The sequence below is a fragment of the Amycolatopsis balhimycina FH 1894 genome (assembly GCF_000384295.1).
Taxonomy (GTDB): Bacteria; Actinomycetota; Actinomycetes; order Mycobacteriales; family Pseudonocardiaceae; genus Amycolatopsis; species Amycolatopsis balhimycina.
On the sequence record NZ_KB913037.1, the window covers coordinates 5,368,879 to 5,392,447 of the forward strand.

Below are 23,569 nucleotides of genomic sequence, written 5' to 3' on the forward strand. Positions count from 1 at the left end.
GGCCGCCACTTTCACGTGAAAGTGGCGGCCCCGGGGGCTGCGCTCAGATCCCCAGCCGGTGCAGCAGCTGACCCTCGAGCCGCTCCAGCTCGCCGGCCACCGCCCGGTGCACCGACTTCCGCCGGGCCGTCGGCATCCGCTCCGCCGCGCGGACCGAGGCCGACAGCTGTTCCAACGTCCCCAGCGCGCCCTGCACGAACTCCGTGTCGGCCTTCGAGGCCTTCTCCGACTTCTGCAGGTCCTGGCAGCCCTCGGCCAGCCCCGCGATCCGGGCGTGCAGCGCCGCGCCCCGGCCGGTGTACTCGCCCAGCCGGTCGACCGAAACCCCCAGCTTGCGCGCTTGGTGGCGGTCGTACGCCTCCCGTGCGACGCCCGCCGCGCGGACCGCGAGCGGCGCGACCACCGGGATCACCGCCGGGCCGATCACCTTCGCCACCGCGACCGCGTTCTTCGCCCTCTTAGGGGTGAACCTGGCTTCACCCTCGACCTTGGCCTTGCGCGCCATGGCACCTCCTGCGACGTGTCGAGGTCGAACTTACTGGTCGCCCGGGTGGCGGGCATGTCGGCTCGGCGGTGGGAATCTAGAGTGATCTCCATGAACACCGAGGTGGTACTCGACGCGGGAGCGGTCAGCCGCTGCCGCCGCCGCGTGCACCTCGAACACGACCCCACCATGCGCGAGGTCCCGCTTTCCCCGCCCGACCCCACCGCGCAGCAGCGGATCGACGACGCCACCGCCCACCGCGAGGACATCGTCACCCGGCTGATGGCGGCCAACCCTGACCACTGGGTCAAGATCGGCCGCGACCTGGCCGCCCACGAGCGCGTCGAGCAGACGCTGCAGGCCTTCGCCGACGGAGCGCGCTACATCTGGGGCGCGTTGCTGCCGGTCGATCCGGCCGGGCACCGGCGTGGCGGCATCGACCTGCTCGTCCGCACCGGCCGCGGGTACGTCCCGGTGCTCGTCGTGCGCCACCGCATCACCGACCGCGGTGCCGGCGCGATCGTCACCGAGCTGACCGACCTCGACCCGGCGCACCGCGCGGCCGACGAAGGCCGCAAGGTCCGCTCGCAACCGCGTGACCAGCTCCGGCTCGTGCACATCCGCCGCATGCTGCAGACGCGCGGGCAGGCCGACGAGAGCCTCGCGCTCGGCGGCGTGATCGGCCTCGACGCCGACGTCGTCGTCTGGCACGACCTCACCGCGGGCACCTGGCCGGGCGGGCGCAACGCGCTCACCGAGTACCAGGTCCGGTTCGCCGACCGGCTCGCCATCGCCGCGGCGGCCGCGAACGGCGAGGAGCCCCTCGCGGAGCCGTCGCGCGTGCTGGAGTGCCGTCGCTGCCCGTGGTGGCCGACGTGCGAGGTCGTGCTCACCGAGACCCGAGACGTCAGCCTCGTCGTCCGCGGCGAGGACGCGGTGGAGCTGCGCCGCGCCGGAGTGTCCACTGTGGACAAACTGGCGGCGCTCGACCTGGCGGGTGAGGCACCGGCGGTGAACTGGACGGGCGTCACCTTCCCGGACGCGGTCGTGCTCGCCAGGGCCTGGCTGGCCGACCTGACGCTCGTGCGCCGCGTCGAGGCGGTCGACGTGCCGCGCGCCGACGTCGAGGTCGACGTCGACATGGAGAGCTTCGGCGACGCCGGCGCGTACCTCTGGGGCTGCCTGCTCAGCGGCGCCGACATCGGCGTCCCGCACGGCTACCGCGCCTTCGCGACGTGGGACCCGTTGCCCACGGACGACGAGGCCCGGTCCTTCGCCGAGTTCTGGGCCTGGCTCACCGACGTCCGCGAGCGCACCGAAGCGGCGGGGCTCACCTTCCGTGCCTACTGCTACAACGCGCTGGCCGAGAACCGCTGGCTCTTCGGCTCCGTCGAGCGCTTCGGCGACCACCCGGGTGTTCCGGCCAAGAAGGAAGTCCAGTCCTTTGTGGACTCGGAACAGTGGGTGGACCTCTTCCGCAGCGTCTCCGACCAGTTCCTGTGCTCCCACGGCAAGGGCCTGAAGGTGATCGCGCCGGTGGCCGGGTTCTCGTGGCGCGACCCCGAGGCGGGCGGCGAGGCGTCGATGCGCTGGTACCGCGACGCCGTGGGCATGGACGGCGAGAAGCCGGACGACGACCAGCGCGAACGGCTGCTGCGCTACAACGAGGACGACGTCCTCGCGACCCGGGCGTTGCGCGAGTGGATCAGCGCGCGAGCCCAGGCCGAAGTCCCGTACATGTTCGATCTCTGAGTAGTTCACCGGCTAAGACACTTGCCTGGTGACGTTTCTTGAGTAATACTCGTCTACGAGTACTCGTAGACGAGGAGCTGGGATGAAACGGCGGAAGGTCGGCAACCTGCTCGGCCTGGCCGTGCTGTCCGTCGTGCTGGAACGCCCCATGCACCCGTACGAGATGGCGGCTGTGCTCAAGGAGCGCGGCAAGGACACCGACATGCCGATCAAGTGGGGTTCGCTCTACACCGTCGTCGCCAATCTCGAGAAATACGGCTTCGTCGAGGCCATCGAGAGCGTGAAGGACGGCGGACGGCCCGAGCGGACCGTCTACCGGATCACCCAGGCCGGGCGCGAGGAGTTCGAGGACTGGGTCCGCGAGCTCGTCGGGACGGTCGACCCGGAACCCCCGCGGTTCCGGTCCGGGCTGTCGATGATGGGGATCCTCGGCCCGGACCAGACGATCAGCTTGCTGCGGCAGCGCGCGGGGCAGCTCGACGAGCGGGCCGAAACGCAGCGTGCCCTGCTCGACCAGCTGCGTCCGCTGATGCCGCGGATGTTCCTGATCGAGGTCGAGTACGACATCGCCATGACGGAGGCCGAGGCGCGCTGGGTGTGCGGCTTCCTCGGCGAACTGACCAGCGGCGCCATGCCGGGCGTGGAGGCCTGGCGGCGCTGGTACGAGACCGGCGAGCTCCCCGACGACTTCGGGGAGCTCGTGGAAGAGAAATAGCACGGACCCCGGGTGGTGCTGGCACACCGCCCGGGGTCCTCGACCCCGAACCGAGCACGCCCGGCCACGAGGTGGCACCGCAAGGATAAACCGGGTGCGCTCTTCGGTTCGGCTCAACCGAAGAGGAGAGATCCATGGAGACGACCCGCAAGCACAAAGTGCCCGAGATGGAGGGTTTCCAGGCCCGCTGGTACGCCAAGAACCGGGGCACGGAGGCTCAGCTCGCGCAGTACCGGCGGCAAGCGGCCGAAGTGACCGCCGGGCTGGCCGACGGCGCCGAGATCCTGGAGGTCGCGCCCGGCCCCGGCTTCTTCGCGGTGGAACTGGCGAAGCTCGGCTTCCGCGTCACCGGGCTCGACATCAGCCACACGATGGTGGAGATCGCCCTCGAAGAGGCGCGCAAAGCCGGGGTGGACGTCGGCTTCCGGCAGGGAGACGTGACCAACGCGCCGTTCGCGGCCGAGTCGTTCGACTTCCTGGTCTGCCAGGCCGCGTTCAAGAACTTCCGGCAGCCGGTGGCGGCACTGAACGAGATGCACCGGGTGCTGCGGCCCGGCGGGTTCGCGGTGATCCAAGACCTCAACCACGAAGCCACCGGCGCGGACATCCAGCGTGACGTCGCCGGGATGAACCTCGGCGCGGTCAGCGGCTTCACCGTCCGGCAGACGCTGGGGTGGCTGCGGCGCCGCGCGTTCACCCCCGCGCAGTTCGAGGCACTGGCTGCGGAAAGCGTGTTCGGCGGCTGCTCGGTCACCACCGACGGCATCGGCTTGGAGGTCCGCCTCACCCGCTGATCGCAGGGGCGGCACTTTCTCGTGAAAGTGCCGCCCTCGGCGTCAGCGCGGGGCCATCCGCAGCGAGCCGTCCATGCGGATGACCTCGCCGTTCAGGTAGTCGTGGTCGATGAGCGACAGCGCGAGCTGCGCGTACTCGTCCGGGCGCGCGAGGCGCTTCGGGAACGGGATGCCGGCGGCGAGCGCCGCGCGGAACTCGTCGCTGACCGTGGCGAGCATCGGCGTGTCGACGATGCCGGGCGCGATGGTCAGCACGCGGATGCCGTGCGACGCCAGGTCGCGGGCCGCGGGGAGCGTCATGCCGACGACGCCACCCTTGGACGACGAGTAGGCGACCTGCCCGATCTGGCCGTCGAACGCCGCGATGGAGGCGGTGTTGATGATGACGCCGCGGGCGTCGTCTTCGAGGGGCTCGGTCTTGGCGATCGCCTCGGACGCGATCGTCAGCACGGTGAACGTCCCGACGAGGTTGATCTGGATGACCTTCGCGTACAGCGCGAGGTCGTGCCGGCCCTTCTTGGACAGGATCCGCGCGGACGGCCCGATGCCGGCGCAGTTCACCACGGTCCGCAGCGGCACGCCGGAGCCCGCGGCGGTCGCGACGGCGGCCTCGACCTGCTCGACGTCGGTGACGTCGGCCTCGACGTAGGTGATGCCGTCGACCTGCTCGGCCTTCTCGATCGACGACGCCAGGTCGAGCGCGAACACCCGCGCGCCCTTGGCCGCGAGGGCCTTCGCCGTCGCCCCGCCGAGGCCGGACGCGCCCCCGGTGACGAGCGCCGCGGTGTCGGTGATCTGCATGTGCCGTTCCCTTCGGACTACTGCGCTGGATCCGGGCTTAGGTTAACGCTCGTTCGCATCGGTGTGGTTCGTGTCTTCGCTCACCGCTCTCGGGGGCGACTGTTTCCGTTAGCGTCGTGGTCAACTCGGGCTGTCACCTTCAGCACTATGACGCCAGCTCGGATCGTGGTGGTAGGAACCGGTTACGTCGGCTTGACCACGGGGGCCTGCCTGGCCAGTCTGGGGCATTACGTCACCTGCGTGGACGTCGACCGCGCGAAGGTCTCCCGCTTGGCGGCCGGCCGCGTCGACATCCTCGAACCGGGCTTGGCCGATCTGGTCACCCGCGGGATCGCGGCCGGGCGCCTGCAGTTCGTCGTCGGCGCGCGGGACGCGGTCCGCACCGCGCAGGCAGTGTTCCTCTGCGTGCCGACGCCGATGGGGGCCGGCGGCTCCGCGGACCTGCGCGCGGTCGAGGCCGTGGCCGCCGAAATCGGCGACGTCCTGCCCACCGGCTGCGCGCTGGTCACCAAGTCGACCGTGCCCGTCGGCACGTCGAAGCGGATCCAGGAGATGGTCGGCCGGACCGACGTGCCGGTGGTGTCGAACCCCGAGTTCCTCCGCGAAGGCACCGCGGTCGCGGACTTCCTCGGCCCCGACCGGATCGTCGTCGGTTCCGACGAACTCGCGGCCGCGCGCTGGGTAGGCGAGCTGTACGCCGAGCTCGACGCCCCTGTCGTCGTCGCCGACGCGGCGAGCGCCGAATTGGTCAAGTACGCCGCGAACTGCTACCTCGCGCTGAAGCTCTCCTACGTCAACTCGATCGCCGAGCTGTGCGAACGCCTCGGCGCGGACATCAACCTCGTCACCGAGGGCATGGGCTACGACCGGCGCATCGGCCGGACCTTCCTCAAGCCCGGCCCCGGCTGGGGCGGCTCTTGCCTGCCGAAGGACACCAGTGCGCTGGTCAAGGTCGCCGAGTCGGTCAACTACGACTTCCGCATGCTGACCTCGGCCATCGACGAGAACATCGCCCAGCGCGACCGGATCGTCGCCAAGATCGCCGGCGCGGTCGGCGGGACGCTGGCGGGCGCCCGGATCGGCGTGCTCGGCCTGGCCTTCAAGGCGGGCACGAACGACCTGCGCGACTCGCCCGCGCTCGCGGTGGCCTCGGTGCTGTGCGCGCTGGGCGCCGAACTGATCGCCTACGACCCGGCCGTCGACGGCGAGATCGCCGGGATGACCGTCGTCGACGACGCCTACCAGGTCGCGAAGGACGCGGACGCCGTCGTCGTGCTGACCGAGTGGGCCGAGTTCAAGCACCTCGACTGGGCCGCGATGGCCGAGCTGATGGACGGCATCGACGTCGTCGACACGCGCAACCTGCTGGACCCGCGGGTGATCGTGGATGCCGGGCTGTCCTGGCAGGGTGTCGGACGGCCGCGGGCGGCGGCGCGCATCAAGGTCGCTTGAAAAAGCACTGCTTGACGCGTCGATCTTGGCTAAGGTGATCGGCACGGCATCGCGTGTCGGTCACCGGCTGGGTGAGGCATGGAGGTGGCGGGAGTGCCCCGGAGGCATTTCAACCGTGTCAGTATCCGTTTCCGTTGAATTGAACCATTTGATCGTCCCGTCCCGGAACAACCGGGAATCCGCCGAATTCCTGGCGAACCTGCTCGGCCTCGAAGTCGGGGAGGAATGGGGTCCGTTCATCCCCGTCGAGACGCGCAACGGCGTCCGGCTGGACTTCGCGACCATCCCCGAAGAGGACCTGCGCCTGCAGCACTACTGCTTCCTGATCCCGGAGGACGACTTCGACGCCGTCTTCGCGCGGCTCGTCGAAACGGGCGTGACCTACCACGCCGACCCGATGGGAAAGCAGCTCGGCGAAATCAACCACAACCACGGTGGCCGTGGCGTCTATTTCCTCGATCCCGGCGGGAACGGGATGGAAATCATCACGCAGCCGTACGAGCCGGAGCGGCGGCGTCCGTCGTCCTGGTAAGCGCTGTCTGGTAGAAGTTCCTTAGCAATGCGTACTATCGGGTCATGTTCACGACGAGGCCGGAGCTCGCCGGCACCTTCGGGATGGTGGCATCGACGCACTGGCTGGCTTCGGCCACCGGGATGGCGGTGCTGGAAGACGGCGGCAACGCGTTCGACGCGGCGGTCGCGGCCGGTTTCGTCCTGCAGGTCGCCGAGCCGCACCTGTGCGGCCCGGCGGGCCAGGTGCCCGGCCTTTTCGTGACGGCGGACGATCCGACCCCGCGGGCGCTGGCGAGCCAAGGGCCGTCGCCCGCGGGGGCCACGCACGAGCATTTCGCCTCGCTGGGATTGACCATGATCCCGGGCAGCGGCCTGCTCCCGGCGACCGTCCCGGGCGCCTGGGACGGCTGGCTCCTGCTGCTTCGCGACTACGGCACGAAGTCGCTTCGCGAAGTGCTGAAGTACGCGATCGGCTATGCGCGCAACGGCGTCCCGCTGGTGTCGCGAGTCGGCGACACCATCCGCGCGGTCGAGCGGCTGTTCGTCGAGCACTGGCCGACGTCGGCCGGGTTGTGGCTGCCGGACGGCAAGCCCGCGTCCGGCCTGCACCGGAACCCTGCGCTGGCCGGCACGTGGGAGCGGCTCCTGCGGGAGGCCGAGTCCGTCACCGGGCGCGAAGCGCAGCTCGACGCCGGACGTCGTGCCTGGTCACAGGGGTTTGTCGCGGAGGCGATCGACGAGTTCTGCCGGACCGCGTTCCGCGACGACTCCGGCCGCGACCACGCGGGCCTGCTGACCGCCGACGACCTGGCGTCGTGGTCGGCGTCGTACGAGGACCCGGCGTTCGCCGACGTCGGCGACTGGCGCCTCGTCAAGATGGGCGGTTGGACGCAGGGGCCGGCGCTGCTGCAGCAGGCACTGTTGCTGCACGGCTTCCGGGACGAGCTGTCTTATGTGGACGGAGTGCCGTCGGAGCGCACGGTGCACCTGTCGGTCGAAGCGGCGAAGCTGGCCTTCGCGGACCGCGAGGCGTGGTACGGCGACACCGACGTGCCCTTGGACGTGCTGCTCTCGCCGTCGTACACCGCCGCGCGACGCGCTCTGATCACCGATACGGCGTCGCCCGACCTTCGCCCCGGCGACGCTCGGGGACCGGCGCGGCTTCCGGCGCTCCTGGACTCCCTGCAAGGCGTCCAGGTGGAAGGCGGCGCGACGGGCGAGCCGACGGTCGGCCCCCAGGGCCGGACGCGCGGCGACACGGTCCACCTCGACGTCGTCGACGCGGCGGGCAACCTGGTGTCGCTGACGCCGTCGGGCGGTTGGCTGCAGTCGAGCCCGGCGATCCCCTCGCTGGGCTTCTGCCTGGACTCGCGGGGGCAGATGTTCTGGCTGGAGCAGGGCCTGCCGAACTCCCTGGCCCCGCGCAAGCGCCCGCGCATCACGCTGTCGCCGTCGCTGGCCCTGCGCGACGGCGTCCCGGCGCTGGCGTTCGGCACACCGGGCGGTGACCAGCAGGACCAGTGGCAGCTGTGCTTCTGGCTCGCGCACGTCTACGGCGGCCTGAACCTCCAGGAGTCGATCGACTCGCCGGCCTGGCACACGAACGCGTTCCCGAGTTCCTTCTACCCGCGTTCGTGGGCTCCGCGCGAGCTGGTGGTGGAGTCACGCCTCGGAACGTCCACTTTGGACGGACTGCGGGCGCGAGGCCACGCCGTGGTCGACGCGGGCGACTGGGCTTTGGGCCGGCTCTCGGCGGTCTCCCGCTCTGACGGCCTGCTCCGAGCGGCGGCGAACGCCCGGGGCATGCAGGGCTACGCGGCCGGCCGCTAGAGCGTCAGCGACGCCCAGCCACCGCCCTCGGCGAGCAAGGTACGCACGCCGAGGGCGTGCTCGGCGAACCCGGCGAGATCGCCGTGCAGCAGCGCCAGCCGTTCACCGTCGAGGGGCGTGGTGTCGCCCGACCACAGCTCCCGGACCCAGCAGGCGGCCGGGTGCAGGGACCTGACGAGCCTGGCCACCTCGGCCTCGGCCGACCCACCCGCGGCCAGGTACCCGGCGAGGACTTCGTCGCAGGCTTGAAGCAGTTCCTGAAGCCCACGCACGGCTTCGTCCGGAGTGCCGTCCCAGTCCGGCCGGGGCCACACCGACGAGCCGAGCTCGAGCCACAACCGCCACCCCGCGGTCAGCTCGTCTTGGTCACGCGGCACCCATTGCCCGGCCATGTCTTCGAGTGTGCGCCCGAAGGCACGGCCCGGCGGATGGGATTCGTCACTTCGCGGGCCGCTCCCAGAGCCAGAACTCGATGCCCTGGTTGTCGGTGCAGTCGGCAGTCGTGCCGTACGGGTGGTTCTCGACTTCGCCCGCCTCGCCGCCCTGTTCGCGCACGCGCCCCAGTGCCGCTTCGAGGTTGTCGACCGCGTACATCAGCTTCCAGCCGACCTGGCGGTCGCCGGCCCACAGGCCGCCCTCGAGGCCGGGGCCCGAGAATCCCCACGCGTCCGTGGTCGAACCCGGGGAGAACTGCCAGCCCAGGACCGCGCCGTAGAACGCCTTCGCCGGCTCGGCCTCCGGGACCTGGAACGTGAAGTACATCGCCTCGCCGTGTCGCGCCGGCTTCGGGCCCGCGGCCGGGGACGCCGCCTGGGACACCAGCCAGCGCTGGCCGAACGGATCGCGGAACGAGCCGCCTCGGCCGTACGGCGAGTCGCTCACCGCGCGGATCAGCGTCGCACCCCGTTCCAGTGCGCGGGCCACGCTGGTGTCGACGTCCGGGACCTCCACCCGCACCGACGCGCCACCCTCGCGTGGTGCCACGTGCCCGATCTCGGGGTACTCCTCGGCGAGCATCAGCACGGCGTCGCCGATGGCCAGCTCCGCGTGCCCGATCCGGCCGTCGTCCATCAGGATCGGGTCGCCGCGGCGCACCGCGCCGAAGACCTCGACGTAGAAGTCGAGCGCGGCACGGGCATCGGAAACGGCCAGGTACGGGGTAAGCGAACGCAGTTCCGCATGGGTCGCAGGGGCTTCGGTGGTCGTCATATCGGCTCCGTTCAAGATCAGGCGACGCAGGTCGCCGCGCAGTTCGGCGGCGAAGTCCGGGTCGGGCGCGACCCGCTCGGAGGGACGGCGAAGCGCGTCGAAAGGCTCAGGCATCGCGACCCTCCTTCTCTTCGTAGGAACGCCGGAACGCGGCACGGGCCCGCACGAGCAACGCCTCGGTCGCGTGCACGCTGCGCCCCAGGTGGCCGGCGACCTCGGGCACGCCGAGGCCGTCGACGTACCGCAGGGTCAGCGCGGCCCGGTGGTGCGGCCCGAGGGATTCGAGCACCTGTCTCGCGCGCAGGGCGTCGAGCTGCTCGTCCCACGGATCCTGGACGTCCGGCTCGCTGTCGTGGACGAGCCGCAGCCCGCGTTCCTCACGTTCTTTGCGCCGCCAGTGGTCGGCGAGCTTGTGCCGGGCGACGCCGATCAGCCACCCGGTGCTCACTGGAGGTGCGTACTCCTTGCGACAGGCGGCGACCGCCCCGAGGAACGTCTCGGAAGTGAGCTCCTCGGCGAGCGTGCGGTCACCGCACCGGGACAGCAGGTACCCGTAGACCTCCGGCAGCGCGGTCTCGTAGAGCTCGAGCAGCGCGAAGGCCGGGTCCGGTCGTACCCGAGGTTCCGTCACACCCTCATCGTCGCCTGGCGGAGGCTTTCTCCGACGGGTGAACTTCAGGTTTTTTCGGCGGCCAGTTCACCCGGATGGTGACAACGTGGTCCCGCCGCCCGGGAGAGAGCCGGTAGACGCTGACGAGAAAGGTCCCCGCCCGCGCACGCTTGCGGGACAGGTAGTCGTGCGCGCAGGCGGTCCCGTACCGGACGGTCCAGCCCTCGTACCGCTCACTGCGGTGCTCCAGGACGAACCCCATGTCGTCGACGAGTTCGGTGTATTCGTGCACCCGCTCCCCGGGCGTGACCTCACGCCGGTACTCGAGTTCGTGGGGATAGCCGTACCTGTCCATGACCTGCAGGTTCTCGACGCAAGTCGGCACGACGCCGCCTGCACACGGGAATCCCGTTTCGGACTGCCCGGCCTACGATTCGTGGTTGATCGACAGCGAGGGGTGAACCATGGATCGGCCGATCAAGCCGAACTACCGGCGACGCCAGCTCGGCCGCACCTTGCGCAAGCTACGCGAGGCGGCCGGGCTGAGCCAAGAGGAAGCGGGCACACCGCTGCGGTTCTCGACATCGAAGATGAGCCGCATCGAGCAGGGGTACATCCCCGGCTACAACGACTTCCTCGCGCTGCTCGACCGGTACGGGATCATCAGCTCGGACTACGACGAGTACGTGCGGATGTTCGACTACGCCAAGGAGAAGGGCTGGTGGCACGCCTTCGGGCTGAGCGATCGCGGTTTCGTGAGCGTCGAGGCCGAGGCTTCGTGGATCAAGACTTACGGGCTCGGCTTCATTCCGGGCCTGCTGCAGACCGAGGCTTACATGCGCGAGACCTTCGCCGGAGCGCGTGACCCGCTTGATGGGCCCCGGCTGGAAAATCGGGTGCAGGTCCGATTGCGGCGCCAGCACCGCCTCACCGAAGAGCGGCCGCTGGAACTGCACGCGATCGTCGACGAGACCGCCTTGCTGCGCAATCCGTGTGACGCTGCGCAGTTGCGGCAGTTGATCGAGCGCTCGCACCTGCCGAATGTCCGGCTTCAGGTGATCCCGCAGAAGGTCGGCTCGCACGACGGTCTCTACAGCAACTTCATCATCGCCGGGTTTCCCGAACGGTCCGAGCCGGATCTCGCTTACCTCGAATACGGCTTCGGGTCGCTGCAGATCGAAAAGGAGGCCGAGGTCAGCGCTGCTAGGCTGACGTTCGAGCATCTCGCCGATCTCGCGTTGGACGATGGCGACTCTCGTGCGCTTGTCGAGCGGATGATCACCTGAACGGAAGGGCGCGCTGTGGAACGGTGGCGGAAAAGCAGCTATAGCGGCGGTTCCGGTGAGAACGGCAACTGTGTCGAGGTGGCCTTCACCCGCGAAGCCATCGCCACCCGTGACTCGAAAGCCCCGGCGGCCGGGGCACTCGAGGTGCCACCGGCCGCATGGTCCGCCTTCCTCACCACCATCACCCCCGGGGGTCCGGCAACCGCCGCCCGGTGATCGCGACCACCGTCGCCAGCACCGCGATCAGCCCGATCACCACCGCGAACGCGTCCCGAGCCCCCATCGCGCCCGGCGCCGACAGTGCCGCGTACAAACTCCCCAGCGTCGCGACACCCAGCGCCAGCGACGTCTGCTGATTGGTCGTCATCACGCCCGACCCGACTCCGGCCAGGTCCGTCGGCACGTGGGAGAGCACGATCCGGAACAGCGTCGTCATCGCGAGCGCGTTCCCGACGCCGATCGCCACCATCGCGGGCGCCAGATCGACGATCGTCACGTGCGGCCATGCCGCCAGCGTCGTGCACAGCAGCGTCACCATGCCGATCGCCGTGATCGCGCCGCCCACCGGGACGACCTTCTGCCCGTACCGCGTCACCAGGCGGCTGCTCAGCATCGACACCGTGAAGTACGCGACCGCCAGCGGTGTCAGCGCGGCGCCCGCGCCCAGCGGGCCGAAGTGCAGGTCGACCTGCAGCGTCATCGCGAACACGAACATGAACGAGCCGAACGCGCCGAAGAACGGGATCGCCACCATCAGCCCGCGCCGCACGCTCGGCAGCCGCATCACCGACGGCGGCAGCAGCGGCGTTCCGCCCAGCCGCTCCAGACGCCGTTCGACGTGCACGAACGCCGCGGCCGCGAAGGGTGACACCGCCAGCAGCGCGATCGACCACGCCGGCCAGCCCAGTGCGCGGCCTTCCATCAACGGCACCAGCAACGACAACAGCGTCAACGCCAGCAGCGCCGTGCCGAGCCGGTCCACGCCCAGCGGGTTGTGCGCGCGGCTTTCCGGCAGCTTGCGGGCCATCACCAGCACCACCAGGCCGATCGGCACGTTCACCAGGAAGATCGGCCGCCAGCCGGTGCCGAACACGTCGGCCGCCACCAGCGCGCCGCCGAGCAGCTGGCCGACCACCGTCGAGATGCCGCCCGTCGCGCCGTACAACCCCAGCGCGCGGGATCGCCGCTCGCCCGACGTCGTCGCCTGGATGATCGAGAGCACCTGCGGCAGCAGCAGTGCCGACGCCGCCCCCTGCGCGGCGCGGGCCACCACCAGCGTGCCGGCCGTCGGGGCGAGTCCGCAGGCCAGAGACGTCAGGGTGAACAGCCAGAGCCCGGCGAAGAACAGCCGTCGCCTGCCGAACGAGTCGCCGAGGCGGCCGCCGACCACCAGCAGCACCGCGTACGCGATGCCGTAGGCGGCGACCACCAGTTCCAGGGTGGCGGTGGACGCGTGGAGGTCGGCATCGATCGTCGGGAGTGCGACGTTGACGATGAAGAAGTCGATGATCGGCAGCGCCGCCCCCAGCAGCACCGTGACCAGGCCGGCGGGGGTCAGTCCCGGTCGGGCCGGAGCGCCGGTCGTGATTGGCGCGAGTTGAGTCGTGGTCATGACTACTACGATCGGCCTCGACTGAACCTGGTACCAGTTGCTGTTTATCCGGGTATTGGCCACTACCTGGTACCAGTTTCGGCGGCGTGTCATCCTGGCACCATGACCACCGCTGTCGAATCCGAGCTCCGCCGCCGAGAGCTGGCGAGGTTCCTGCGCAGCCGGCGCGAGCGGATCACGCCCGAGCAGGTCGGCCTTCCGATCTTCGGCCGCCGACGGACGCCGGGGCTGCGCCGTGAAGAGGTCGCGCAGCTCGCCGGCGTCGTGGTCACCTGGTACACGTGGCTGGAGCAGGGCCGCGACATCAACGCGTCCGAGCAGGTCCTGCAGGCGATCGCCCGCACGCTGCGGCTCGACCCGCACGAGCACACCCACCTCTTCCGCCTGGCCGGCGCGCCCGCGCCGGAGCGGGAGAAGGACTGCCAGGTCATCACGCCGGCTTTTGCGCTGATGCTCAAGAAGCTTGAGCCGTACCCGGTCGCGATCCGCAACGCGCGGTGCGACCTGCTCGGCTACAACCGCGGCTACACCTGGCTCATGGGTGACGTCGACGCCATCCCGTTCGAGGACCGCAACACCCTGGTCCAGTGCCTGCTCAACCCGGAGTGGCGCAAGCGGATGCTCGACTGGGACACGAACATCCCGCGCGTGATCGCGTCCTTCCGCGCGGCGATGGCCGACCACGTCGCCGAGCCGGCGTGGAAGCAGCTGGTGAAGCGCCTCAAGGCGGAGTCGCCGCTGTTCGCCGAGCTGTGGCCGCACCACGACGTCAACTCGGAGCCGATCCGCACCAAGCGCTACCTGCACCCGGACGTCGGGCTGCTGCGGTTCAACTTCACCTACCTCTACTACGGCCGCCGGTCCGAGATCACCATGTCGACTTACACCCCGGCCGACGAAGAGACAGCGGCGAAGCTCCCCCTCTTCTTCGACTGACTATTGCAGCCGACGTACGCCGGGAGTCGCTCCGGGACGGACGCGGCGCGACCCGGCGACCGGTAGTTTTCGCGGCATGAGATGGCCGCCGCAGTCGCGTTTGTCCCCGTGGGTGGGGCGTGTGGTGCGCACCGTCGTCGTCACCGGGTTCGTGCTCGGGGCGACCAGCGGTGCGTCGCGGTGGCAGCCGGGTGCGCCACCGATGACCCCGCTCGGTGTCGCGTGGCTGGCCGCCACCGGGCTGACGCTGCTGGCCGCCCACCGCTTCCCGCTCACGGTCTTCCTGGCCGCGACAGCGTCCGCGTTCGGCTACTACGCCTCCGGGCTGCCCGGCGGCCCGATCATCGTCGTCCCGACCATCGCGTTGTTCCTGCTCACCCGGCAGCGCGGCCCGCTGACCGCCGGGATCACCGGCGCCGCCGCGCTCACCGTCCTCTACCTGGTCCACATCGTGACGTCGGGGTCGTTCGCGCTGGCGGTCGGCGCCGGGTTCCTGGTCGTCTGGCTGGTCGCCGTCATCGGGGTCGGCACCGCCGTCCGGTACCAGCTCGACGCGCTCATCGCCCGGCGCGAGCAGGCCGACGAGCACCGCCACCGGCTCGCCGAGCAGGAACGGCTGCGCATCGCCCGTGAGGTCCACGACGTCGTCGCGCACAGCCTCGCGATGATCAACGTCCAGGCCGGCGTCGCCGCGCACGTCGCCGACCGGCGGCCCGAGCAGGCGAAAGAAGCGCTGCTCAACATCAAGGCGGCCAGCGCCTCCGCGCTCAAGGACCTGCGCGCGACCCTGGCCGTGCTGCGTTCCGGCGAGGACAAGGCCCCCGCCCCGAGTCTCGCCCAGGCCGGCGAACTGCTGGATCACGCCCGCGACGCCGGGCTCACGGTCGACGTCCACGGCGAGGCCGGCGACCTCCCGGCGCCCGTGGACGCCGCCGCCTACCGGATCCTGCAGGAGTCACTGACCAACGTCGTCCGGCACGCCGACCGGCCGGGACACGTCGACGTGCGGTTCGAACGGCACCATGGGTCCTTCACGCTCCGGGTGCGTGACGACGGCCGCGGCACCAGCCGGCCGACCCCGGGCCACGGCCTGCGGGGCATGGGCGAACGTGCCGCCGCACTGGGCGGGCGATGTACCGCCGGGCCGGTCGAAGGCGGTTTCGAAGTGTGCGTCGAGCTACCGATCGAGGGAGAAGCATGATCCGCGTCCTGCTGGCCGACGACCAGGTCCTGGTCCGCGCCGGGTTCCGCGTGCTGCTGGAGACCGAGGACGGCTTCGACGTCGTCGGCGAGGCGGGTGATGGCGAGCAAGCGGTCGCCGGAGCGATCGAGCACCGGCCGGACATCGTCGTGATGGACGTCCGGATGCCGGGGGTCGACGGCCTCGAAGCCACCCGGCGGATCACCGCGAACCCCGAGCTCGCGGGCACGAAAGTGCTGGTCCTGACCACTTTCGACGTCGACGAGTACGTCTACGAAGCCCTGCGTGCGGGCGCCAGCGGGTTCCTGCTGAAGGACACCGAGCCGGTCGAGCTGCTGCGCGCCCTGCGGGTCGTCGCGAAAGGGGAGGCGCTGCTTGCGCCGACGGTCACGCGCCGGCTGATCCAGGAGTTCGTCGGCCGCCCGGAGAACCGGCGCATCGACACCAGCGCCGTCCGCGAGATCACCGACCGCGAGCGCGAGGTCCTCGGCCTCGTGGCGGGCGGCATGTCGAACGACGAAATCGCCGCCCACCTGGTGATCTCGACGGCGACGGCGCGCACCCACGTCAGCCGCATCATGACGAAGATCGGCGCCCGCGACCGCGCCCAGCTGGTGGTGCTGGCCTACGAGTCCGGGCTGGTCACGCCGCGTCGCCCCGCCTGACCCGGCGCACCACACGGACCGCCCGCACCAGGAACACGACGGCGAGGACACCGACCAGGCAGAACCAGATCACGGTGCCTCCTCTCCCGGCCGATGCTCTGCTCAGAGGGCGTCCGAGAGGGGGACCGCGTTCACCGACACGGCCGAACTCACCCGTTCGGGTCAGCTCAGTTGTTGGTGCGCTCCGTCGGCGGCGACTTCTGGACCTGCGCGGTCAGCAGCGTCTTGAACGAGCTGAGCGTCGCGTCCTTGGACGGGCCGAACGAGTCGATGATGATCACCCGGTTGTACAGCACGTAGACCGCGCGGTAGACCTGCTGGGTGCTGTCCGCGGCCGAGTAGACCGGGACGCCGTGCAGCGACAGGTTGCGGTTGACGGTCAGGCCGCCTTCCTGCTCCGCGTTGCCGTACTCGGCGGCCACCGCGGCCGCGGCCTGCGCGTTCGGCAGCTCCAGGGCGAACAGGCCCAGCGTGACGTCGCCGTCCTTGGTCGTCTTGAGCAGGCCTTGGGTCATGCCGCTCTGCTTGAGCTTCTCGACGACCGTGGTCGGCAGGTACTTGGCCGACTGCAGCTTGTCCATGTCGAACTCGCCACCGCCGGCGCGGGTGGTGCCGGCCGGGGTGATCAGCGCCGACGAGTTGTCACCCGGCTCCGGCTTGGCCGCCGGCGGCTCCGGGAGCGGCTTGACGGTCGGCGCGGGCGGCGGCTGCGGGCTCGAGCTCTGGGCCACCGGCGGCGTCGAACCGCCGTTGTCCTTGATGAACAGCGCCCAGACGCCGAAGCCGAGGCCCGCGACCACGAGGAACGCGACCACGGCGAAGGCGATCTTCTTGCCCTTGCCCGACGACGGCTGGGTCTGGAAGCTCTCCGGACCCTGGCTGATCCAGTCGGCGTTGTTCGACGGCGTCAGCGGCGGGAACTCCGAACCACCCCACGGCGGGCTGACGTCCTGCTGGGGCGCGCCCCACGGGTTCTGCTGCGGCATCGGCTGGGCGAACCCGCCGGCCGGGGAGTGCTGGCCGTACGGGGGCGGCGGCTGCTGCTGCATCGGCTGCGGGAACCCGCCCGACGGCGAGTTCGGGTGCTGCTGCTGTTGCTGCCACGGCGGCACGACCTGGGTCCGCTCGGCACCGCCCGCGTCCGCCGCGGAGACGACCTGCGTCGCCTCGGCGTTCGCCTGGGGGTCGGGCTGCTGCCCCGGTAGCGACACCGGCGCGATGATCTGCGTGTCGGCAGCGGTGCTCGGGACCTGCTGCTGTGCGGGCTGGGCGGGGGCCTGGGACTGGTCGCCGGTCGAGACGGCCATGGACAGCACCCGGTCACGGCGCGCCCGGTATTCGTCGGCCGTCAGGTTTCCCGCCGCGAGCTCCTCGTCAAGCCTGCGCAGCTCTTCCTGCCAGGTCACCCCGGTACCCCCTTGGGTATATCGCCTGCGAACGCGAACGTGTGGGTGCTCCTCGCCCGGAGCGCGGCCGCCCGCACGGAGTCATTGTGCACGGGTGTGTTCACCTGGTCGTCGCCCACCACCCCGTCGTTACCTTCGCGTGGCGGAGGCCTCGGCGCGGGTCAGTGACATGCCGTGGCTTCGCCCCGGGCCGGGGGCTTTGCCACCCGGAACCACCTCAAGAGTGGCGGGGGTGCGCGGCGAGCACCTGTCCCAGCAGGTCGATGGTCTGGTCGCGCAGGAGCGCGGACGACCCGCCGATGACACTGCGCTCGACCATTTCGAAGGTCACGATGTCGCGGTCGGCGAACAGGGTCGTCATTTCCCGCGCGGTGCTCTGCGCGACCGTCTCGGCGTGCACGATGGTGACGTCCTGGCAGGTCGCGGCCAGGAACGGGCTGGCGAACTGGGTGAACGAGTCGGCCACGACCGCCGTGGTGCGGGCGATCGACCCGGCGGGCTTGGCGCCGTCCGGCTGGCTCAGGTGCAGCGGGGTCTTGAAGTCGCTGGCGATGTAGCGGGTCCGGTCGGCGCCGCCGTCGGTGGAGAGGCTGTACGTCGTCAGCTGCCGCTGTTCGTCGCGGCCCAGCACCCTGGCCAGGTCCGCGGGCCACGGCCGGACGCCGTTCGGCGCCGCCTGCCAGCCCGCGGTGCTGCCGGGCGCGATCGCCGAACCCAGCGCGTACGTCATGACCAGGCCGCCGTCGAACGACCAGTGGGTGTCGTTGCGGTCGTACAGCGAGTGCCCGACGCGCCTTTCGGCGTCGGCGAGTGCCGGCCGCAGGTCGATCGCGCCGGTCTCGCGCGGCACGCGGTTCCAGAACTCGGCGGTCCGCGCCTGCGCGCACGGCTTGCCGACGTAGGTGTCGGGCAGGTGGGCCGGCTCTTCGCTGTACTTGTCCGGCGCGATGACCAGCTCGAACTTGCGCCCGGACCGCTCCACGGCGGTGCGCAGCTTCCGGAGCGCGGCGACGACGTGGTCGGTGTCCATCACCGGACGGCACCGGGCGTTGACGTCCTCCCCGAGGTACATCCAGCCGTCCTTGCCCGGGAGCACGGTGGGGTAGACGTACCCGGGGACGTCGCCGTTGTCCGGCTTTCCCTGGTCGACGCCGACCGTGCCGCCGTCGTGGCTGGTGCCCTGGCCGGAGCCGGGCGGGTCGCCGAAGAGGCCGGTGCTGATCGCGTCGGCGGCTTGGACCCCGGCCTGCCGCAGCGGCAGGTGGTCGGTCGCCCAGCCGGACATGCCGGTGAAGAACCCCCAGCCCGCGCCGAGGCTGGGGAAGTCGCGCAGCGGCCGGTTCTCGAAGGCGGCGGGGTGCACACCGGCCACCGAAAGCAGCAGCGGCGTGACGAAGAAGAAGGCCGCGCAGGCCAGAGCCGTGCGCTGGCGCTTGCTGTGCCGGGGCCGGTAGAGGTTGTGCTCCTTGGGCAGGAACGACTCCGGGGTCCTCGGCAGCGCCGGCTGGGTGGGCAACTGCGACGGAGGACGGGACGACACAGCCGTATCCTAGCGCCGGGCCGGTGACCGGCGGTTCGGATCGGTGACTCGAGGGGACGTGCGATGAGCAGTGGCGGCTTCGGGGGGTCCGGGTGGCGGAGCCCCCGGCCCGGGGCAAAGCCCCGGTTGTCACAGCGAGGGCCGGGCTACGACCAGCGGCTGGCCAGGGAGCGCGAAACCTTCGCCGGCCAGGAGGAGATCCACGGCAACCTGCCACCGTCGGCGCACCGGTGGTCGAACCGGCACGTGCGCCCGAAGCTCGAAGCGCTCGGTGTTCCCGGCCTCGACGAGCTGATCGTCGGGCAGATCGCCGAACGCGCGCAGGGGCTTTCACGGGACGCCGTCGTGCTGTCGCTGGGCAGCGGCAACGGCGACCAGGAGCTCGGCTGGCTGCGCGGTCTCGCCGGCGCCGGTCTGGACAACGTCCGGCTGCGGCTGCTCGAGCTGAACCCCGAGATGCAGGCCAGGGCCGAGGCGTCGGCCCGCGAGCAGGGCGTGGCCGACCGGGTCGAGCTGATCACCGCGGACTTCAACACCTGGCGCGCCGACGCCGAGCACGACGTCGTCGTCGGATTCCAGGCGCTGCACCACGTGCTCGACCTCGAACACCTCTACGGCCAGATCAAGGGCAGCCTGACCGGGGACGGCGTCCTGGTCGTGCACGACATGATCGGCCGCAACGGGCACCGCCGGTGGCCCGAGGCCCACGAGGTCGTCGACCGGATCTGGGCGACGCTGCCCCCGGAGCTGCGCCGGAACGCGCTGACCGGGCACGTCGACGAGCAGTTCGTCGACGTCGACTGCGCCGCCGACGGGTTCGAGGGCATCCGGGCGCAGGACGTCCTGCCGGTGCTCCTCGATTTCCTGCACCCGAGCCTGTTCCTGCCGTACGGCAACGTGATCGACCCGTTCGTCGACCGCATCTACGGCCACAACTTCGACATGGACGACCCCGCGCACGTCGCCCTGATCGACGAGATCGGCGTCCTCGACGACAGCCTGCTCGACCTCGGGCTGGTCACCGGGACACGGCTGACCGCGCTGTTCCACCCGTCTCCGCAGCCGCTGCGCGTCCACGGCAACCGGACGCCGGAGCGGTCGGCGCGGGACACCCGCGTCGTCGACCCGGCCGGCCGCGTCTCGTTCCGGCCCGGCGGCACGAACGGAGAACGGCTGGTCCGCGGCGCGGGCATCGTGACCGGCCGGCTGAACGGCATCGCCCACGACGACTGGGCGGCGCCGTCGGTCGAGTTCCCGGTCCTGACCACGGCCCCGGTCGACGCGCTGGACTTCCGGACCTACCTGCCGGACGACGCCACCGAGCACGGCAGCGTCACCGTTTCCGTCGACGGCGTCCCGGTCGCCAAGGCCGACGTCGGGCCGGGCCTGACCGAGCAGGTGCTGCCGGTCCGGCTCGAAGCGCACCGGCAGGTGCGGCTTTCGTTCGACGCGGACTGGTCGGTGACGGCCGGTGGCGACCGGCGCACGCTGGCGTACGTCCTGGTCGGGCTGGGGCTGCTCGAAAGGTGAGATCGACCGGACGGCTAATCTGCCCGGCATGGCCAAGGGGACGAGTGGCGAGCGGCTGATCGAGTGGACCGGCGAGCGGTGCGTGCCGTGGACCGAAGATCTCCAGGTGATCTACGAGCACTATCACCGCTACGCGTTCTCGGCCCGCTTCGTCGCGGGCAAGCGCGTCCTCGACCTGGCCAGTGGTGAGGGTTACGGCGTCTCGCTGCTCGCGCGCTCGGCGGCCGAGGTCGTCGGGCTCGAGATCGACCCGCAGACCGTCGAGCACGCCCGGCAGCGCTACCCCGGCGTGCGGTTCGAGGTCGGCTCGATCACCGACCCGCGTGCCCTCGACGGCGAGATCTTCGACGTCATCACCTGCTTCGAGGCCATCGAGCACGTCGACGAGCAGGACCGGCTGATGGAGCTCGTCCGCAACCGGCTCGCGCCGGGCGGGGTCTTCCTCTGCAGCACCCCGGACATCGAGGTCTACACGCACGACCACGGCAACGAGAACCCGTACCACGTGCACGAGCTGACCGAGTCCGCGTTCCGCACGCTGCTGGCGGCGAGCTTCGAGCACGTCGTCGTGCTGCGGCAGAACGTCGCCGTCGGCTCGCTGATCCACGACAACGGTGCCGGTGCCGGCGCCGAGGTCCTCACCGTGCAGGCCGACGACGCCGACGGCTGGGTCGTCGAACCCGGCGCGCCGCACACGTACTTCGTCTCCGTCGCGTCGGCCGAGCCGGTCGAGGTGCCCTCGACGTCCGCGATGGTCGACCCGAAGCTGACCCTCGTCGCCCGCGCCGCCGCGGAAGCCGGCCGGCTGCGGGGTGAGCTGGGCCGCACGGAAGCCGAGCGCGACCAGGCGACGGCTTCGGTCACCCGGCTCACCGGTGAACTCGCCCAGGTCACCGCGGCCGAGCAGCGCGCCTCGACCGAGCGCGACGAGGCACTCCGGCAGGCCGAGCGCGCCCGCGAAGACCGGCAGCGCGCGGCCGACGAGCTGAACCGGCTCCAGCGCAAGGCGGGCTACGACAGCGAACGGCTGGAGTGGCTGGCCGGCAACAACACCAGCCTCAGCGAGACCATCGGCAGGCTCGCCGCCGAGAACGAGAAGCTGCGGGCCGAGACGTCCGCGCTCGTCCAGAAGGTGATCGGGAAGTACCGCGGCGCGGTCGAGCGGTACGCGCCCCGCGGCACCCGCATCCGCGACTTCTACGAGACGGCGCTGGGCCGGCCGGCCGGCGTGCTGCCCGGTGCGCCGGTCGCGGCGCCCGGCCCGGTCGCGGTGACCACCAGCGACCACCCGATCGTCAGCGTCGTCATCCCGGTCTACGGCAACTGGCGGTTCACCCGCGGCTGCCTCGACTCGATCCAGCGGCACCTGCCCTCGACGCCGTTCGAGGTCATCGTCGTCGACGACGCCTCGCCGGACGACTCCGCCGACCGCGTCGCCGGCTGTGCCGGGGTCCGGCTGGTCCGCGCGCCGAAGAACCTCGGGTTCGTCGGCGCCTGCAACCTCGGCGCCGAACACGCGCGCGGCGACTTCGTCATGTTCCTGAACAACGACACCGAGGTTCGCGCGGGCTGGCTGGACGAGCTGGTCGCCGTCGTCGAGTCGCGGCCCGACGTCGGGCTCGTCGGCTCGAAGCTGGTCTACCCGGACGGCCGTCTCCAGGAGTGCGGCGGGATCATCTGGGCCGACGGCACCGGCTGGAACTACGGCAGGCTGCAGAACCCGGACGCCCCCTGGTACCAGGCGCTGCGCGACGTCGACTACTGCTCGGGCGCGGCGCTGCTCGTCCGGCGGGAGCTGTTCGAGCGCCTCGGCGGCTTCGACAAGCGCTACGCTCCCGCGTACTACGAGGACACCGACCTCGCGTTCGCCGTGCGGGCGGCCGGGTACCGGACGATGGTCCAGCCCGCGTCGGTCGTCGTGCACCACGAAGGCATCACCAACGGCACCGACGTCTCGTCCGGCGTGAAGCGCCACCAGGAGCTCAACCGCGGCGTCTTCGTCGACAAGTGGAGCGTCCAGCTGCGCGACCACTTCCCGGAGGCGAGCCCGCGCGCGGTGTGGGCCGGGCGGCAGCGCACGAAGGACGGCCACCGCGGCGGCACGATCCTCGTCGCCGACCACCAGGTGCCCATGCCCGACAAGGACTCCGGCTCGGTGCGGATGTTCCGCGTCCTCGAGCTGCTCGTCGGCCTCGGCCACCGGGTCGTCTTCATGCCGCTCAACAACGCGCTCCACGAGCCGTACGTCGACGCGCTGTACCGCGCGGGCGTCACGGTGATCACCGGGCTCGGCGAACAGCTCGAGTTCCTGCGCGACGCCGGACCCGACCTGAGCCTGGCCGTGCTGTCGCGGCCGCACGTCGCCTGGCAGCTGCTGGAGCAGGTCCGCGAGCACGCGCCGGACTGCGTCATCGCGTACGACACCGTCGACCTGCACTTCGTCCGGCTCAACCGCCAGGCCGACCTGGCCGCGCAGCTCGGCAACACGCGCGAGGAGCTGACGCTGCGGCGTCGCGCCGAAGTGTTGCGGGAGTCCGAACTGGGCTTGACCCGCGCCACCGACGTCACGTTCGTCGTGTCCGATGTGGAGCGTGAGCTGCTGCGGGAGCTCGTGCCGTCGGCGCGCGTCGAGGTGCTGTCCAATGTGCACTACGCCGAAGGCTCGGTGGCGGTCCCGGAAGGACGGTCCGGCGTGCTGTTCGTCGGCAGCTTCGACCACCTGCCCAACCGGGACGCGGCGCGCTGGCTGGCGACCGAGATCATGCCGCTCGTCCGCCAGCGGCGCCCGGACGCGGTCGCGCAGATCGTCGGCAGCAACCCGCCGCAGGAGATGTTCGACCTGGAGCGCGACGGCGTCGTCGTCCGCGGCTGGGTGCCGAACCTCGACAGCGCTTACCGCGAGGCCCGGGTCGTCGTCGCGCCGCTGCGCTTCGGCGCCGGTGTCAAGGGAAAGCTGGGCGAGAGCCTCGGCTACGGCGTCCCGGTGGCCGCCACCCCGCTGGCCGCGGAGGGCATGCACCTGACCCACGGCCGGGACGTCCTCGTCGGCGGCTCGGCGCAGGAGCTCGCCGACGAGATCGTCACCCTGCTCGAAGACGACAAGCTGTGGCAGCGGCTGTCCGAAGAGGGCAAGACCGTGGTGGACCGCCTCTTCGGTGCCGACGTCGCCCGCCGCACGCTGGCCGCGCTGCTGGACCGGCGTGACTGACACGACCGGTCAGCGGGGCGGCTGA

The 23,569-nt window shown here is 71.0% G+C and carries 22 protein-coding genes; 13 read left to right on the forward strand and 9 right to left on the reverse strand.

Annotation, left to right across the window (positions count from 1 at the left end):
* Positions 1-43: 43 nt before the first annotated feature.
* Positions 44-505: a DUF6474 family protein gene (locus A3CE_RS0124080; RefSeq protein WP_020642675.1), complete on the reverse strand. Its 462-nt coding sequence runs from the start codon at positions 503-505 to the stop codon at positions 44-46.
* A 90-nt stretch (positions 506-595) separates the two neighbouring features.
* Between A3CE_RS0124080 and A3CE_RS0124085 the strand changes: the two genes are divergently transcribed.
* From A3CE_RS0124085 to A3CE_RS0124095, 3 genes are all read left to right on the forward strand, one after another.
* Positions 596-2,236: a TM0106 family RecB-like putative nuclease gene (locus A3CE_RS0124085; RefSeq protein ID WP_043792547.1), complete on the forward strand. Its 1,641-nt coding sequence runs from the start codon at positions 596-598 to the stop codon at positions 2,234-2,236.
* A gap of 82 nt (positions 2,237-2,318) precedes the next feature.
* The gene (locus A3CE_RS0124090; protein ID WP_020642677.1) at positions 2,319-2,951 is read left to right on the forward strand and encodes a PadR family transcriptional regulator; all 633 of its coding nucleotides are present in this window, start codon (positions 2,319-2,321) and stop codon (positions 2,949-2,951) included.
* 134 nt (positions 2,952-3,085) lie between these two features.
* Positions 3,086-3,745 carry a class I SAM-dependent methyltransferase gene (locus A3CE_RS0124095; protein WP_020642678.1) on the forward strand — a complete coding sequence of 220 codons (660 nt, stop codon included), beginning with the start codon at positions 3,086-3,088 and terminating at the stop codon, positions 3,743-3,745.
* A 42-nt stretch (positions 3,746-3,787) separates the two neighbouring features.
* Here the strand turns inward: A3CE_RS0124095 and A3CE_RS0124100 are convergent, their stop codons facing one another.
* Positions 3,788-4,546 carry an SDR family NAD(P)-dependent oxidoreductase gene (locus A3CE_RS0124100; protein ID WP_020642679.1) on the reverse strand — a complete coding sequence of 253 codons (759 nt, stop codon included), beginning with the start codon at positions 4,544-4,546 and terminating at the stop codon, positions 3,788-3,790.
* Between the two features lie 147 nt (positions 4,547-4,693).
* Between A3CE_RS0124100 and A3CE_RS0124105 the strand changes: the two genes are divergently transcribed.
* The 3 genes from A3CE_RS0124105 (at position 4,694) to A3CE_RS0124115 (ending at position 8,341) form a co-directional block, all read left to right on the forward strand.
* Positions 4,694-5,998 carry a UDP-glucose dehydrogenase family protein gene (locus A3CE_RS0124105; RefSeq protein WP_084641758.1) on the forward strand — a complete coding sequence of 435 codons (1,305 nt, stop codon included), beginning with the start codon at positions 4,694-4,696 and terminating at the stop codon, positions 5,996-5,998.
* Between the two features lie 148 nt (positions 5,999-6,146).
* Positions 6,147-6,530 carry a VOC family protein gene (locus A3CE_RS0124110; protein WP_020642681.1) on the forward strand — a complete coding sequence of 128 codons (384 nt, stop codon included), beginning with the start codon at positions 6,147-6,149 and terminating at the stop codon, positions 6,528-6,530.
* A gap of 44 nt (positions 6,531-6,574) precedes the next feature.
* A complete protein-coding gene (locus A3CE_RS0124115; protein WP_020642682.1) occupies positions 6,575-8,341 on the forward strand; it encodes a gamma-glutamyltransferase family protein in 1,767 nt (588 codons plus the stop codon).
* On the opposite strand, the gene A3CE_RS0124120 is transcribed toward A3CE_RS0124115, so the two are convergent.
* Genes A3CE_RS0124120 through A3CE_RS0124135 form a run of 4 tightly spaced genes read right to left on the reverse strand, consistent with a single transcriptional unit; the run spans position 8,338 to position 10,515 of the window.
* On the reverse strand, positions 8,338-8,733 hold the full coding sequence (locus tag A3CE_RS0124120) for a hypothetical protein (protein WP_020642683.1): 396 nt from the start codon (positions 8,731-8,733) through the stop codon (positions 8,338-8,340). The genes A3CE_RS0124115 and A3CE_RS0124120 overlap by 4 nt on opposite strands.
* 46 nt (positions 8,734-8,779) lie before the next feature.
* Positions 8,780-9,664, reverse strand: a complete 885-nt coding sequence (locus A3CE_RS0124125) for a VOC family protein (RefSeq protein ID WP_020642684.1) — start codon at positions 9,662-9,664, stop codon at positions 8,780-8,782.
* On the reverse strand, positions 9,657-10,181 hold the full coding sequence (locus A3CE_RS0124130) for an RNA polymerase sigma factor (protein ID WP_020642685.1): 525 nt from the start codon (positions 10,179-10,181) through the stop codon (positions 9,657-9,659). The genes A3CE_RS0124125 and A3CE_RS0124130 overlap by 8 nt, the downstream gene beginning before the upstream one ends.
* Before the next feature lie 4 nt (positions 10,182-10,185).
* A complete protein-coding gene (locus A3CE_RS0124135; RefSeq protein WP_125592123.1) occupies positions 10,186-10,515 on the reverse strand; it encodes a hypothetical protein in 330 nt (109 codons plus the stop codon).
* 109 nt (positions 10,516-10,624) lie between these two features.
* On the opposite strand from A3CE_RS0124135, the gene A3CE_RS0124140 reads away from it, so the two are divergent.
* Positions 10,625-11,446: a helix-turn-helix domain-containing protein gene (locus A3CE_RS0124140; protein WP_020642687.1), complete on the forward strand. Its 822-nt coding sequence runs from the start codon at positions 10,625-10,627 to the stop codon at positions 11,444-11,446.
* A gap of 15 nt (positions 11,447-11,461) precedes the next feature.
* Complete coding sequence (locus tag A3CE_RS0124145; RefSeq protein WP_026468807.1) at positions 11,462-11,662, forward strand: DUF397 domain-containing protein; 201 nt, start codon at positions 11,462-11,464, stop codon at positions 11,660-11,662.
* Here A3CE_RS0124145 and A3CE_RS0124150 read toward each other — a convergent pair.
* Positions 11,628-13,058, reverse strand: a complete 1,431-nt coding sequence (locus tag A3CE_RS0124150) for an MFS transporter (RefSeq protein WP_020642688.1) — start codon at positions 13,056-13,058, stop codon at positions 11,628-11,630. The genes A3CE_RS0124145 and A3CE_RS0124150 overlap by 35 nt on opposite strands.
* Positions 13,059-13,160: 102 nt before the next feature.
* Here A3CE_RS0124150 and A3CE_RS0124155 point away from each other — a divergent pair, with 102 nt between their 5' ends.
* From A3CE_RS0124155 to A3CE_RS0124165, 3 genes are all read left to right on the forward strand, one after another.
* The gene (locus A3CE_RS0124155) at positions 13,161-13,994 is read left to right on the forward strand and encodes a helix-turn-helix transcriptional regulator (protein WP_020642689.1); all 834 of its coding nucleotides are present in this window, start codon (positions 13,161-13,163) and stop codon (positions 13,992-13,994) included.
* Between the two features lie 121 nt (positions 13,995-14,115).
* On the forward strand, positions 14,116-15,195 hold the full coding sequence (locus A3CE_RS0124160; protein WP_043791037.1) for a sensor histidine kinase: 1,080 nt from the start codon (positions 14,116-14,118) through the stop codon (positions 15,193-15,195).
* Positions 15,192-15,860, forward strand: a complete 669-nt coding sequence (locus A3CE_RS0124165; protein ID WP_020642691.1) for a response regulator — start codon at positions 15,192-15,194, stop codon at positions 15,858-15,860. Before A3CE_RS0124160 ends, A3CE_RS0124165 begins: the two co-directional genes overlap by 4 nt.
* Before the next feature lie 167 nt (positions 15,861-16,027).
* On the opposite strand, the gene A3CE_RS0124175 is transcribed toward A3CE_RS0124165, so the two are convergent.
* Together A3CE_RS0124175 and A3CE_RS0124180 are read right to left on the reverse strand one after the other, a co-directional pair.
* Positions 16,028-17,266, reverse strand: a complete 1,239-nt coding sequence (locus A3CE_RS0124175; RefSeq protein ID WP_020642693.1) for a DUF1707 domain-containing protein — start codon at positions 17,264-17,266, stop codon at positions 16,028-16,030.
* Positions 17,267-17,483: 217 nt separating this feature from the next.
* Positions 17,484-18,806, reverse strand: coding sequence for an alginate O-acetyltransferase AlgX-related protein (locus A3CE_RS0124180; RefSeq protein WP_245589581.1), 1,323 nt, complete (start codon positions 18,804-18,806; stop codon positions 17,484-17,486).
* Positions 18,807-18,932: 126 nt separating this feature from the next.
* On the opposite strand from A3CE_RS0124180, the gene A3CE_RS0124185 reads away from it, so the two are divergent.
* Both A3CE_RS0124185 and A3CE_RS0124190 read left to right on the forward strand, forming a co-directional pair.
* Positions 18,933-20,336 (forward strand): SAM-dependent methyltransferase, encoded by a 1,404-nt coding sequence (locus A3CE_RS0124185; RefSeq protein WP_020642695.1) that lies wholly within the window; start codon positions 18,933-18,935, stop codon positions 20,334-20,336.
* A gap of 28 nt (positions 20,337-20,364) precedes the next feature.
* On the forward strand, positions 20,365-23,544 hold the full coding sequence (locus A3CE_RS0124190; RefSeq protein WP_020642696.1) for a glycosyltransferase: 3,180 nt from the start codon (positions 20,365-20,367) through the stop codon (positions 23,542-23,544).
* Positions 23,545-23,569: the final 25 nt, after the last annotated feature.